A 13,805-nucleotide genomic window follows, 5' to 3' on the forward strand; every position below is an offset into this window, starting at 1 on the left:
CAGAAGCTAGTTTGCGCCAACCGTGTCGAGAACCCAGGCGAACTCGAACGCGACCTCTTTCCACTTCTCGTAGCGACCGCTGACACCGCCGTGTCCGGCGCTCATCTCGGTCTTGAGGAGTAGCGGAGCATCACCGGTCTTCGTGGCGCGCAGTTTCGCGACCCACTTGGCCGGCTCCACGTACAGAACGCGGGTGTCGTTGATGCTCGTGATCGCAAGAATGGCGGGATAGTCCTTGGCTTCCACGTTCTCGTACGGGCTGTACGAGCGCATGTAGTCGTAGACGTCCTTGTTGTGCAGCGGATCTCCCCATTCGTCCCACTCGATGACCGTCAACGGCAGCGACGGATCGAGAATCGACGTCAGCGGGTCGACAAACGGAACATTGGCGAGAATGCCGGCAAACAGTTCCGGGGCGAGGTTGGCGACAGCCCCCATCAGCAATCCACCCGCACTACCGCCGTCGGCAACCATCCGATCAGCGGCTGTGACACCGGTGTCGATCAAATGCTTTGCGCATGAGACAAAATCGGTGAAAGTGTTCTTCTTCGTGAGCGTCTTGCCGTTTTCGTACCAGTGACGACCCATCTCGCCGCCGCCGCGCACGTGTGCGACCACGAAGACGACGCCGCGATCGAGCAACGACAAGCGGGCAACCGAGAACGACGGGTCGATGCTCGCCTCGTAGGAACCGTAGCCGTACAACAGCAGCGGCGCGGGACCTTCCGGCGCACCTACGCGCCTCACGATCGAGAGCGGAATGCGGGTTCCGTCGTCGGCCACTGCCCAGTCGCGACGCTGCTCGTAATTACTCGCATCGAAGTCACCGAGAACGGGCTGCGACTTGCGCAGTGCCAGTTCACCACTGGCGACGTAGTAGTCGTACACCTGCCCGGGAGTGATGAACGACGTGAAGCCGAGTCGGATGGTGGGCTGCGCCCATTCCGGGTTGGACCCCATACCGATGCTGAAGAGTTCTTCGTCGAAGTCGATTTCGTGACGCTCGCCGTAGCCGTCATCCGTCAACGGCCACACGGCAACCCGAGTGAGCGCCTCGCGGCGGTAGCTCAGGACGAGGTGTCCGGCAAAAGCTTCGGCTTCTTCCAGACGAACGTCTGCGCTGTGCTCGATCAGCGTCGTCATGTTCGTCGGATCCGACACGGGAGCTTCCACCAACACGAAGTTCTCTGCCTTGACTCCGTCCACGACGTCGTTGTGGAGGATCAGGAAGCGGTCCTCTCCCCCGATCACTGCGTGTTCAGCGCCGTACTCGACGCCCTCGCGACGCGGGATGATGACGCGGAAGTCACCTTCCGGGTTCGCCGATTCCAGCATCCAGCCTTCGCTGGTCACCTTGGAACCGACCCAGATCATCAGGTACTTCTCACTGCGGGTAGACCCCACCGAAACCCAGTACCGTTCGTCGGGCTCGTGGAACACCGAAACATCTTGACTCTGCGGCGTTCCCAGCTTGTGACGCCACACGGTGTCCGGACGCCAGGAATCGTCGACCGTCATGTAGAAGACGTGACTGTGGTCGATCGCCCAGGTGGCGCCAGGCGCGGTATCGGGAATCTCGTCGGCGAGCATCTCACCGGTCTCGAGGTTCTTGAACCGCAAGGTGTACCGCTCGTCGCCGACGATGTCCACCGAGTACGCAAGCAACGTGCCGTCCTCGCTGATGGAGAACGCGCCGAGCGAAAAGAACTCGTGCCCTTCGGCTTCGACGTTGCCGTCCATGAGGATCTGCTCGCCCGCCAGCTCGACGCCGGGCGTCAGGTTGGGCGGAGTCCAGTCGTCTTCACCGGCGATGGGGCACCGGCACTGGACGGTGTACGACTTGCCTTCCACGCTGCGCGAGTAGTACCACCACTTACCCATGCGAGTGGGCACCGACATGTCGGTTTCCTGCGTCCGCGACTTGATCTCCTGGAAGATCTTCTCGCGCAACGGCTCGAGCGCGGCCGTCTGCTCGTCGGTGTACGCGTTTTCGGCTTCGAGGTATGCGACTACCTCGGAGTTGTCCTTGTCCCGCAGCCACTCGTAGTCATCGACGAACGTGTGTCCGTGATGGGTACGTTCGGCGGGGACCTTCTTTGCGACCGGCGGGATCAGGCTCATGCGCTGGGACCGACCCAATCGTCGAAGGACAGACCGGAAATGCGCTCGTACGCCTCGATGTAGCGTGCCCGAGTCGCGTCGACGATCTCCTGCGGCAACGGCGGCGGTGTCGTGTCCGAGCTACGGTCCCAGCCGGATTCGGGGCTCGTGAGCCAGTCGCGCACGAACTGCTTGTCGAAACTGGGCTGCACCTTGCCCGCTTCGTAGCCTTCGAGAGGCCAGTAGCGCGACGAGTCGGGGGTGAGCACCTCGTCGGCGAGCACGAGGTTTCCACCGGAGTCGAGACCGAATTCGAGCTTGGTGTCGGCAAGGATGATTCCGCGATCGGCCGCGAAGTTGGAGGCGCGGGCATAAACGTCGAGAGTGTCCTCGCGAAGCTGCACTGCCAGCTTCTGGCCGACCTTCTCCACTACCTGATCGAAGCTGATGTTCTCGTCGTGATCCCCGAGAGCTGCCTTGGACGCCGGGGTGAAGATGGGGTCGGGCAGCCGCGACGCCTCGACGAGGCCCTCGGGCAACGCGACGCCGCACACTGCGCCGGTGTTGTTGTAGTCGACCAGGCCGGAGCCGGTGAGGAAGCCACGAACGACGCATTCGACGGGAACCATGTCGAGGGAGCGCACCACGAGAGCGCGGCCGAGCACCTCTTCCGGGATGCGATCGTCGTCGGGCTCGCCGGCCAGGTGGTTGGTGCCACCGAGGACGTTGAAGAAGAACACGCTCATCGCGGTGAGCACGCGACCCTTGTCGGGGATCGGCGTGCTGAGCACGTGGTCGTAGGCCGAGATCCGATCACTCGCGACAAGCAGCAGATGCTCGTCGTCGATCGTGTAAAGGTCACGGACCTTGCCACCGGCCAGATGAGTGTAGGAATCAAGTGTAGGACGCACCCGGTCACCCTATCGGGCGTTCGCAGTTCGTACAGAACCCCGGTAGCCGGTACAGGTAAGCGTCCTCGCCGTTCGGAGAGCTGTCCGCCCTGCTCATCCGGATATGCAGGTGGCCCCTCGCCAGCAGGCGAGAGGCCACCGTCACAGTCGATGAACTACTGGTTTGCGGGCAGCTTCGACAGGCCCTCGTCGATCGAATCCAGCGTCAGAAGAGCCGTCTGATAGGTCGCGGCCAACGAATGCTGGACCTGGACGACGTTGCCGGCCTTCACTGCGGGCAATTCCTTCCACAGCTCGGAATTGACCAGCTCCTGCAACTGCGGAGACATCGAGCCATCGGCGTTGAGGCCGTAGACGATCACGTCGACATTTCCGAGATTTTCGCCGATCTTCTCGATGGATACCTGTTCGACGTGGATGTCGGCGGGGTCGGCGGGGGTGCCGGGGAACTGCAGTCCGAGTCCGTCGAAGAGATTGGTCGTGTACGAAGACGCGTACTCGCGTGAGAAGGTGCCGACCTCGGGCTTGCAGACGTTGCACACGCCGCCGAAGGTCAACGAGCCGAGCTTGTCCTTGTACTTCGCGGCCAGTTCGGCGGTTTTGGCGTCGTAGTCGTCCTTGAACTCGCCGTAGGTGTCGGAGACATTCGCGGCATCGGCGAACTGCTCGCCCAGCACTCGCCAATCAGCAGGAACCGTCGGTCCCAGGAAGACGACGGGAGCGGCCGCCTTGAGCTGCGTCATGTCCAGCTGGCTTTCGACACGAGCGGGAACACCCATGATGATCAGATCGGGCTCGGCAGCGACGATTCCCTCGTAGTTGAGCTGGGAGACGTTGCCGTCGGGCGCGACCTTCGGCAGAGCTTCGTAAGCGGCCTTGGTCTTGTCGTCCATGTTGCCGAGTTCACGGGTCCACTCACATACTGCTGCCAGGTTCGCTCCCGCCTGAATCAGCGGCAGAACTGCGTATCCGCAGGCCACGATCCGCTGCGGGTCGCTCGGGATCTCGATGGATCCGTTCTGTGCCTCGAAGACACGGGTCTGCGAGCTCGCGGCTGTCGTCGACGATTCGGACGACGCCTCCTCGGAGTTGCTGCAGCCGGCGACGCCGACCGCCAGCGCAGCTGCTGCGCCGATCACCACTGCGCGGCGAAACCACGACAGACCTTGAACCCGCATGTTGAACTCCATCTGAACGCACCGGACTGCTCCGGAATTGATTTGGTGAGGCTAACCAATATCAGGGCACTGGACCTTTACACAAACACAGGTCTCGAGGAATGAACTGCGCCTCCCGAGTCACTCACGCTCACAGCAGCACGCCTCCCACTGAGAGGGAGCAAAGCAAGATTCCTCTCGAATCGGACACGTGAACTCGCTACCTTGCCTTCGCGATACCTCATCGACCAGCCACTCTCTCCGCTCGACGAAGGGCTCACACATGTCCCGATCCACGCGCACGTGCTCGCTACGGTCTGCCGCGGCCATTGCGTTGACCAGCAGCGTTCTCATCACCGGTTTCGGCGCCTCGATCGCGCACGCCGAACCTGCCCCCTCGGCTCCACAGTTCGGCTCACTGGATTTCGGATCCAGCAACTTCGGCAGTGCCGAGCAAACCCCAGATGCTCCGCGGCTGACCGGGATCGACAATTTCCGCGATGTCGCAGGCACCGGCGCCGGATACTCGGGAACTTTCGGTCTGCCCGTGAACAAGGGAGTCTTCTACCGCGCGAACGCGATCACGCCCAAGGGCGATGACATGAGCATTCTCGAAAAGCTGGGACTGACAAAGGTTTACGATCTGCGCACGGAACCCGAGATCGCCAGCAAGCCGGATGTCCTGCCCGACGGGGTTGCGTACGAGAACATTCCGATCCTGTCCGGGAACATCGCCGAGATGGTCGCGAAGATCAAGTCCCCCGAGGACTCACGATCGATGATGCAGGACATGAACCGCGCCTTCGTCACCGGAGCGACGGAGCGAGCCGGGTTCGCACAGTTGCTCACGGGCCTCGCGGAAACCGAAGGCGCACAGGTCTTCCATTGCACTGCAGGTAAAGACCGCACCGGCTGGACGTCGTTTCTGCTGCTGAGCATCGCCGGTGTCGACCGCTCGGTGATCATGAACGACTACTTGCTGACCAACGAATACACAGCCGAAGGCATGAAGGCCACGCGCGCGGGCATCGCGGCGAGCCTGGGCGAACAGATGGCCGTCAACATGGAGCCCCTGTTGGGTGTCGAGGCAAGCTATCTCGATGCCGGCCTCGCCCAGTTGGACCTGACCTACGGGTCGGTCGATCGTTACCTGACCGAGGGCTTGGGTCTGAGTCCGGCGACCGTCATGACGCTCAAAGCCAAACTGCTGGGCTGAGCGACCCAGCTGCCCCGGGTTCGACGAGGGGTCGAACCCGGGCACGTGGACTTTCTCTGCCCGCGCCGTGCCGGATGCGCCGCAGCGTCCCGTGCGTCAGCGCGATACGGCGATCACGTTGTTTCGGTACGCCCAGATGACGATCTGCACACGGGTGCGCACCTGCAGCTTCTTGCAGATGTTGCTGATGTGCGACTTCACCGTGCTCTGCTCGAGGCTGAGGGAATCTGCGATGTCGTTGTTTCCCAAGCCTTGTGACAGCAACTGCACCACATCCATTTCACGCGCGCTGAGACCGTGATCCGATCCGGAGCGCGCCGTGGACATCGGTGCCGGCTTGCGCCTCGCGAACTCCACGATCAGTCTCGACGTCAATCTCGGAGAGAGCACCGAGCCACCCTCGGCCACGGTCAGCACTGCCGACGAGAGCTCCTCTGGATCGGCGTCTTTGAGCAGGAACCCTGCGGCGCCACTGTCGAGCGCCTCGAAAACGTACTCGTCGAGATCGAACGTGGTGATCACGACGACGCGGGTCGCCGGAAATTCGGCAAGGACCTCCCTGGTCGCGGTCAACCCGTCACCGTGAGGCATTCGGATATCCATCAGTACGACGTCCGGACGCAGTGCACGCACCTGCTCGTACGCCTCGACTCCCGTCTTGGCATGCCCGACGACGCGAATCTCGGGGTGACCGGAGAGAAACAGTTCGAACCCCTGCCGTACCACCTGCTGGTCGTCTGCAATAAGGACATCGATCATGCGTTGATCCTCCCGTTCACCGGCACCAGTGCTTGCACAGCCCACTCACCTTCCGAATTCGGTCCGGCGTCCAGTTGACCACCCATGAGCGTCGCGCGTTCGCGCATTCCCACAATTCCGAGGTTTTGCCCGTCGGAGGACGGACGAGCATTCCCGAGCGTATTGATCACCCGGACTCTCACCGCACCGGCTTCTCGGCTCAGACATACCTTGGACTCGCTACCCGGCGCATGGCGAAGGACGTTCGACAACGCCTCCTGGACGATGCGGTAGCACGTCAACTGGACTCCGCTGTCCAGGTCGTCGAAGCGGCCGACCTTCTCGAGCGAGATCGACGAGATGGTGCGCCTGCAGTCGTCCACCAACTCGTCGATGTCGGAGACCATAGGCGTCGGGAAATCGGGGTCTTCCTCACCCAGACGGAGGATCCCCACGATCTGCCGCAAGCTGTTGAGGGCCCGCTGCCCCTGCTCGATGACGCCGCCCAGAAGGGCTTGCGCTTGTTCTGGATTGCTCGAGAAGAACTTGTCGGCGGCACGGGCCTGGATGATCATGCCGGTCATGTGGTGAGCCGCGACGTCGTGCAACTCACGTGCCATGTCCTGCCGTTCGGCGACAACGGCATTCGCGATCTTCCGTTCGCGGTCCCGGTGCAGATCCGCTACCGCCTGACTGTTCTCCATTGCTTGCTTTCGCAGACGCGCGACGATCTTTCCCATGGCGGCGACGACCAGAAAACTCGTGACGGTGTTTGCCGCCGGCTCGAGGAACAGGTGGGGCAACTCCCCCACCTGAACCTCTGCGACCGTCAGCCCGTCCCGCTCGGTGAGATACATCGCCAAGATCACGTCCATCGCCATTCCGAGGACCAGCAGTCCGACCAGGCGCATGCCGCTCACCCGGATGGACACTGCCATGATCGCGAACCAGAAAAGCGGCGTGGCCCCCAGCGATCGACTGCCGAGGAAGAGCATCAATCCGCCGGATCCTGCCAACGTCAGGAGGTAGTACGCGATCGGGTACCGCCGGCGCGCACACGCCACAACGGTCAACACCGTCAGGAAACCCATGATGCCGACGACGGTTCCCGGATCGCTCAGCACTCGATTGCTCGTCTCGGGTTCAGTCTTGAGACTGGCGAGACCGAACACCCACGGCACACTCAGCAGGCCGACGATCACGGCCGCCGTGGCCGGGTTGTTCAGGTTGAAACGTCCCCACCCTCGCGATGCCAGGGCTTGCCCCGAGACATTCTGACCAGCCGAGTCGAACATCCACTCCCCATTCCGCATCCGATGATTGACGTTCATGGTGGCATGCGCGCACCACTTGGTCCCACATTCGACGAACGTGAAGGGAATGTTCGATTCTCGGCTACAACCAAAGGACTAGTTCGGGGTGAAAGCACTAGTACTTATGGATCAGCCGAACTGCTCGACCAACCGGTTCACCATGTTGGTTGCGCTGTAGTAGTCGAGACGGAAGGTATCGAGCCCCACGGCATAGACATGGTGATCACGAATTGCCGGATGCTGCGCCAACAGGGGAAGTGCCTCGACCGCTTTCACCGCACCGTCGTCGGCGCTGACCAAGATCAGGGTGTTGCCCGCGATACCGTCGTAGAGGTTCTCGGCCGAGACCTGAATGATGTCCTTGCGCTTGCCCATGGATTCACTGCTCTTCGCAGACTCGGGAATGTCGGCGACCGTGAAACCCATCGCCGTGAGCAACTTCGCCTGCCCGGACTCGTGCGTCCAGATATTGGCGCCGCTGCCGTCCTCGTAGTAGACGAGCGCGGTGGTCGGCTGCGGGGGAAGTGTGATCTTGGCCTTCGCTGCCTCTACTGCGCTGTCGAATTTCGCGACCGTGGCCGCTGCGTTGTCTTCGAGACCTGTCGCTTCACCCAGCACGGCGGCCACTTCCTGCCAACTACTTCCGCCGTAGTCCACCACTATTGTCGGAGCGATGGCCGTGAACTGTTCGTACAGATCGACGACGGAGTCACCTCCGGTCGCCGAGACGACGATGAGGTCCGGGTTCTGGGCCAGAACGGATTCTGCGTTCGCTCCGCCCATCGGCAGCACTGCGAGTCCACGTTCTCGAGCAATGTCGCCCCACTGTGTGAACAACCCCTGCGCATCCGATACGTCGGTGTTCGGTCCCGTCGATGCGGTAGCCACCACCGGAGCGTCGATCGACAACAGCGTGCCCGTCAGCGTCACGCTGGTCGAGACGATCCTCTCCGGCTTCGACGTGATCTCCACCGGCCCCTTCGGCGTTTCCACCGTGCGGGGCCAATTACCCTGCGATGCAGCCGAATCAGCACCGGAATCGGCATCCGCAGAACTACATCCGGCGAGAGCGAACCCTGCCACCAAGACTGCGGAGAGCACCTTCAAGGCGCGCGATTTTTTCATTGTGACGCCCACTGGCGGACCACTCCTCGAATTCAAAAGCCCATGAAATTAGGTTAGGCTGTGCTCATGCTAACTCAGGCGGTGACAGAATTGTCCGCTTCCCTCGCGGCCTCGCCCGACATCGACACCTTCTGGAACCGGATAGTGCAACAAGGCACGCCGATCATCGAAAGTGTTGACACACATACAGTTCGAGTAACTTTCCTCTGGCGACAGCCCGAGGAGACGGAAGTCGAGCGCGTCTACCTCGACGCAAACTCGTTGACCGACCATCACGCGGAACAACTCAGCGTGATGCAACGGGTCGGCGAGAGTCCGGTGTGGTTCTACGCCGCCGAAGTCTCGAACACCTGGCGCAGCAGTTACAGCATCATCCCGGCGCCGAAGTCCGTAGTCGACGAATTCGACTATCCGGGAGCAGGCAAGGAAGACACGACCCGCCGCACCCGCTGGTTGGGGTTGCTCGAACACCGAATTGCCGACCCACTCAATCCGCTTTCCGCAGGCGTGGACACAAGGCGTTCCGTCGCCGAGATGCCCTCGGCGCCGGTCCAGTTCGGTTGGGATGCTCCAGTTTTCAGGAAGTCGATACAGCTCACCTGGGCCAGTTCGACGTTGGACATCGAGCGGCCGGTGTGGATCTACGAGACCGTGGACGACGGATTGACACCGCTCGAAGAACGGCCGCTCGTGATACTTCTCGACGGGCGCCACTGGGCCGAGGTCATGCCAGCAGGTGCCGCCTTCGATCGTGCAGTGCAGACCGGCAAACTGAAGTCCTGCGTTCTGCTGGCCATTGATTCCGTTGACAATCAACGTCGTTCGAAGGAATTGCCGTGCAACCGCGACTACTGGAGTGCAGTCGTCGACGAACTACTTCCGCAGGTGCGCGCCGTCGCACCCTTCTCGTCTGATCGAACGCGAACGGTGGTGTCAGGGCTGAGTTTCGGCGGCCTGGCCTCGATGTTCGCAGCACTCGAATTCCCCGAACACTTCGCGCTGGTCGCCAGCGGGTCCGGTTCATTCTGGTGGCCGACAGGCTTGAAGCGCAGCGAGGACGGTCCGCCGGGTGGAGACATCGCCGCACGCATCGAGCGCGATGGCGCGCCGGACGGTTTACGCGTTGTCCTCGAAGTAGGTAGGCACGAGTCCGACATGGTCGGGCACAGCGCAGCGGTCGCACAGGCGTTGAAGGCTGCCGGAGCGCAAGTGTCGTATCGGATCTTCGACGGCGGCCACGACTGGTTGTGCTGGCGCAGTGTCCTTCTGGACTCCGTTGTCGAACTGATCGGCAGTCCCTGAAAGTGGCCGGTGCCGCTAGTTCAGTGCACCGCGAATGACGGCAGCCGTGCTGTCGAGAACTGCCCGATTGGGCGTGCGAGGTAGTGCACGCAGGCCGAAGCCGTCGCCGCGATTTCGCGGAATGACGTGCAGATGAACATGGAAGACTTCCTGCCCCGCAACAGCTCCGTCGGAGAGATGCAGATTCACTCCGTCGACGGGGAGAGGTCCGGTACGCATCGCTGCGGCGATCTTCTGTGCGACGGAAAAGATCCTGGCACCGTCGTCGGAATCGAGCGTGGACAATCCACTGGCGTGGCGCTTCGGCACGACCAGGAGATGGCCGGATGTGAACGGCCGAATATCCATGAAGGCAAGGACATTCGCGTCGTCGTAGACGACGCTGGCCTCGGCCTCACCGGCGATGATGGAACAGAAGATGCAGTTCATGCTCTTCGACCCGGTGCGCCTTTTCGGTAGTGGTGACCACCGAAAAGGCGCACGGGGGCGTAGCCCTTACAGAATCGGCGACGGCGCATACGCCGCAGCTTCGGGGTTGGCGTCGACAAGCTTCTGCACCTCGGCGACAACGGCGTCGACCTGAGCAGACGCGGCGCCGACAAAGGCCGCCTTGTCGGCCAGAGCCTCGTCGAGTGCGGCGCGGTCGAGCGGCAAACGATCGTCGGCGGCAAGGCGATCGAGCAGGTCGGGCTCCTTGCCTTCCTCACGCATCGCCAGCGCAACTGCGACGGCGTTCTCCTTGATCGCCTCGTGGGCGGTCTCGCGTCCGACGCCCGCGCGCACCGCTGCCATGAGAACGCGGGTCGTGGCGAGGAACGGCAGGTAGCGCGTCAGTTCCTTCTCGATGACGGCCGGGTACGCGCCCATCTCGATCAGCACGGTCAGGAAGGTCTCGAACATGCCGTCGATCGCGAAGAACGCATCCGGGAGAGCGACGCGGCGCACGACGGAGCAGAAGACGTCGCCTTCGTTCCACTGTGCACCCGCGAGCTCGGCTGCCATGGAGCCGTAGCCGCGCAGGATCACCTGAAGTCCGTTGACTCGCTCGCACGAGCGGGTGTTCATCTTGTGCGGCATCGCCGAGCTGCCGACCTGGCCGGGCTGGAAGCCTTCGGTGACCAGCTCATGGCCGGCCATCAGGCGGATCGTGTGTGCAAACGACGACGGGCCCGCGCCGACCTGGACGAGCGCGGAGATGACGTCGTGGTCGAGCGAACGCGGGTACACCTGGCCGACGCTGGTCAGTACGTGGGCGAATCCGAGGTGCTCCGCGACCTTCGCTTCGAGCTGCTCGAGCTTGGCCGCATCGCCGTCGAGGAGGTCGAGCATGTCCTGAGCGGTACCCATCGGGCCCTTGATCCCACGCAGCGGGTAGCGGTCGATCAGCTGACGCAGACGTGTCAGTGCAACGAGAAGCTCGTCGGCCGCGGAAGCGAAACGCTTGCCCAAGGTGGTGGCCTGAGCTGCGACGTTGTGCGAGCGGCCGGCCATCACGATGGACGAGTACTCGGCAGCGCGCTCACCCAGACGGGCGGCGACGGCGATGCCGTGGTTGTAGACGTGTTCGAGAGAACGCACGATCTGCAGCTGCTCGACGTTCTCGGTGAGGTCACGGCTGGTCATGCCCTTGTGGACCTGCTCGTGTCCGGCGAGTGCATTGAATTCCTCGATGCGTGCCTTCACGTCGTGGCGGGTGACCCGCTCGCGGTCCGCGATGGACGCCAGGTCGACGTTGTCGATGACGCGCTCGTAGTCGTCGATGGCGTCGGCCGGAATGTCGATGCCCAGCTCTGCCTGCGCACGCAACACCGCCACCCACAATTGGCGCTCGAGCACGATCTTGTACTCGGGAGACCACAGAGCAACAAGCTCCGGGCTGGCGTATCGGTTGGCAAGGACATTCGGGATGCGGCTCACGAGGCCTCAGTCTAACGGTGGCCGAGCAGTGCTGTTACCCCCGAGCTAGAGCAGCTGTCACCCCCGAGCTAGACGACCGGCGGCGCCATCACGTCGATCGATTCCAAGAGCATTCCTCTGGCCAACCCGCGTGGGTCCGGGTCGTACTCCCCGAGCGCCGTGATCATCGCGCCGTCGACCATCGCGACAAGACGGCGCAACTGCCCCTCGGGCGCCGTTCGGCCCGAGCGTCGAAGCGCATCGGTCAACAGGTCGTCGAGCTGGGCGCGTAGGCGCAACTGCACGTCACGAAGCGCGGGATGACGGGCACACGCCACAAATCGTTCGTAGCGCGAGATCAATCGTTCGCGGCTCTCCGGCCGCTTCTCTTCGTCTCCGAGCAGCAGCTCGACCAAAAGTTCGACGGTTGATTCCGCGCCCCGCCGACGTTGGGTCACCGCAGCCACTCTGGCGCGCATCGCTTCCATGTCGGCGTTGCCGTTGAGCTCGACGGCACACGCGATCAGATCGTCGAGTGAGTCGAAGTAATAGGTCGTCGAAGCCAGAGGAAGGTCGGCCCTGGTTGCCACCGCTCGGTGACGAACGGCGTCGAACCCGCCCTCCAGCAAAAGTTCAGCAGCGGACGCCACCAGAGCTTGGCGACGTCGTTCACCCTTGGGCGTAGCTGCAGAAGACACCACGACATCGTGCCAGCAGAGGGCACCTCCGCATGGCGAAACAGCTCGAAGACCCTGCTGTTTGTTACCCGAGCCACTTCTCGAGGCGGGTCAGCGCCTCCTGGATGTCGGCTGTCGCGCCCGCGAACGAAAGTCTGACCATCCGGTTTCCGTGGACGGTGTCGAAATCGATTCCGGGTGCCAACGCGACCCCGGTATCTGTCAGCAACCGGGCACACCACGCGGTAGCGCCCTCGTCGCCACACAGATGGCCGATATCCGCGTAGACGTAGAACGCACCGTCGGCGGGAGCCAGCTCGGTGATGCCCAGTTTCGGCAACCCGGTCAACAGCAGTTCACGATTGACGGCGTACCGCTGAACGTGCCCGTCCAACTCGACCTTCGCCTCGTCCGAGAACGCCTCGATGGCGGCGTACTGAGAGATCGCGGGCGGACACACCGTCATGTTCGACGCGAGTCGCTGCAGCGGGCGCCGCAAGTACGTCGGCACCAACATCCACCCGAGCCGCCAACCCGTCATCGAGAAGTACTTGGACACCGAGCCGATCACAACGGATTCGCGTGAGGTCTCCCAGGCGCTCGACGTGTGCTGATCGCCGTATCCGATGCCGTGGTAGATCTCGTCCGAGATCAGAAGGGTGCCGTGCTGCTCGCACCACGTCGCCAACGCAGCGAGCTCCTCGGGCGAGATCACCGTGCCCGTCGGATTTGCCGGGCTGGCGACGATCAGACCGGCAGGCGGCGACGGCAAGGCCTCGAGCATGTCCACCGTCGGCTGGTATCGGGTTGCCGGCCCGCAGTCGAGTTCGACGACGTTGCAGCCGAGAGCGGCAAGGGTGTTGCGGTAGGCGGGATATCCGGGGCGAGCGACCACCACGGTGTCGCCCTCGTCGAACGCGGCCAGGAAAAGCAAGGTGAACGCCCCGGACGAACCTGTCGTCACCACCACGTCTTCGGCGTCGACGGCTATTCCCGATCGCTCGCTGTGGTAGCGCGCAATAGCTTCGCGTAGCGGCAGGATCCCGAAAGTCTCGGTATACCCGAGTAGTTCGGTGCCGAGGATCTCGCGCGTCGCACGTAGCACCGGTGCCGGCGCGGGGGTCGACGGTTGACCGGCAGCCAACGTCAGAACGTCACCGTGCGTCCGCTGACGTTCGGTCGCGGCCTTCCATACATCCATGACATGGAAGGTCTGGATATCTGATCGACGAGATTCTGAGCGCACACCCCGACGGTAGCCGAACCACACTTCCGTGAGAAACGACGACCATCCTTTGTGACGATCCGACAGATTCAGGTGCTCAGCATGAGTCGATTCAACGAGACCTGGGCCACGTCCCTCGCGCAGC

12 protein-coding genes are annotated in these 13,805 nt (G+C 62.8%); 2 read left to right on the forward strand and 10 right to left on the reverse strand.

Features of this window, described 5'->3' with window-relative positions; translation table 11 throughout:
• Positions 1-6: 6 nt before the first annotated feature.
• The 3 genes from QMA15_RS20835 to QMA15_RS20845 form a co-directional block, all read right to left on the reverse strand.
• On the reverse strand, positions 7-2,121 hold the full coding sequence (locus tag QMA15_RS20835) for a S9 family peptidase (RefSeq protein WP_279163124.1): 2,115 nt from the start codon (positions 2,119-2,121) through the stop codon (positions 7-9).
• Positions 2,118-3,011 (reverse strand): phosphoribosylaminoimidazolesuccinocarboxamide synthase, encoded by an 894-nt coding sequence (locus QMA15_RS20840; RefSeq protein ID WP_019747067.1) that lies wholly within the window; start codon positions 3,009-3,011, stop codon positions 2,118-2,120. Before QMA15_RS20840 ends, QMA15_RS20835 begins: the two co-directional genes overlap by 4 nt.
• A gap of 155 nt (positions 3,012-3,166) precedes the next feature.
• On the reverse strand, positions 3,167-4,201 hold the full coding sequence (locus tag QMA15_RS20845) for an ABC transporter substrate-binding protein (RefSeq protein ID WP_290286230.1): 1,035 nt from the start codon (positions 4,199-4,201) through the stop codon (positions 3,167-3,169).
• Between the two features lie 250 nt (positions 4,202-4,451).
• On the opposite strand from QMA15_RS20845, the gene QMA15_RS20850 reads away from it, so the two are divergent.
• Positions 4,452-5,384, forward strand: coding sequence for a tyrosine-protein phosphatase (locus QMA15_RS20850; protein WP_197941714.1), 933 nt, complete (start codon positions 4,452-4,454; stop codon positions 5,382-5,384).
• Between the two features lie 96 nt (positions 5,385-5,480).
• Here QMA15_RS20850 and QMA15_RS20855 read toward each other — a convergent pair whose 3' ends face one another.
• The 3 genes from QMA15_RS20855 to fepB form a co-directional block, all read right to left on the reverse strand.
• A complete protein-coding gene (locus QMA15_RS20855) occupies positions 5,481-6,143 on the reverse strand; it encodes a response regulator transcription factor (RefSeq protein WP_019747064.1) in 663 nt (220 codons plus the stop codon).
• The gene (locus QMA15_RS20860) at positions 6,140-7,453 is read right to left on the reverse strand and encodes a histidine kinase (protein ID WP_223257921.1); all 1,314 of its coding nucleotides are present in this window, start codon (positions 7,451-7,453) and stop codon (positions 6,140-6,142) included. Before QMA15_RS20860 ends, QMA15_RS20855 begins: the two co-directional genes overlap by 4 nt.
• A gap of 111 nt (positions 7,454-7,564) precedes the next feature.
• Positions 7,565-8,560: a Fe2+-enterobactin ABC transporter substrate-binding protein gene (gene fepB, locus QMA15_RS20865; RefSeq protein WP_024487532.1), complete on the reverse strand. Its 996-nt coding sequence runs from the start codon at positions 8,558-8,560 to the stop codon at positions 7,565-7,567.
• A 66-nt stretch (positions 8,561-8,626) separates the two neighbouring features.
• On the opposite strand from fepB, the gene fes reads away from it, so the two are divergent.
• On the forward strand, positions 8,627-9,862 hold the full coding sequence (gene fes / locus QMA15_RS20870; protein ID WP_290286232.1) for an enterochelin esterase: 1,236 nt from the start codon (positions 8,627-8,629) through the stop codon (positions 9,860-9,862).
• A gap of 15 nt (positions 9,863-9,877) precedes the next feature.
• Here fes and QMA15_RS20875 read toward each other — a convergent pair whose 3' ends face one another.
• The 4 genes from QMA15_RS20875 to QMA15_RS20890 form a co-directional block, all read right to left on the reverse strand.
• On the reverse strand, positions 9,878-10,291 hold the full coding sequence (locus tag QMA15_RS20875) for an HIT family protein (protein WP_042950899.1): 414 nt from the start codon (positions 10,289-10,291) through the stop codon (positions 9,878-9,880).
• Positions 10,292-10,357: 66 nt separating this feature from the next.
• Positions 10,358-11,779: an adenylosuccinate lyase gene (gene purB / locus QMA15_RS20880; RefSeq protein WP_019747059.1), complete on the reverse strand. Its 1,422-nt coding sequence runs from the start codon at positions 11,777-11,779 to the stop codon at positions 10,358-10,360.
• A 68-nt stretch (positions 11,780-11,847) separates the two neighbouring features.
• Positions 11,848-12,456, reverse strand: coding sequence for a TetR family transcriptional regulator (locus tag QMA15_RS20885; RefSeq protein ID WP_024487531.1), 609 nt, complete (start codon positions 12,454-12,456; stop codon positions 11,848-11,850).
• 64 nt (positions 12,457-12,520) lie between these two features.
• Positions 12,521-13,681 carry a pyridoxal phosphate-dependent aminotransferase gene (locus QMA15_RS20890; protein WP_024487530.1) on the reverse strand — a complete coding sequence of 387 codons (1,161 nt, stop codon included), beginning with the start codon at positions 13,679-13,681 and terminating at the stop codon, positions 12,521-12,523.
• Positions 13,682-13,805 lie beyond the last annotated feature (124 nt).

Source organism: Rhodococcus sp. APC 3903, assembly GCF_030407755.1.
Lineage (GTDB): Bacteria > Actinomycetota > Actinomycetes > Mycobacteriales > Mycobacteriaceae > Rhodococcus_F > Rhodococcus_F erythropolis.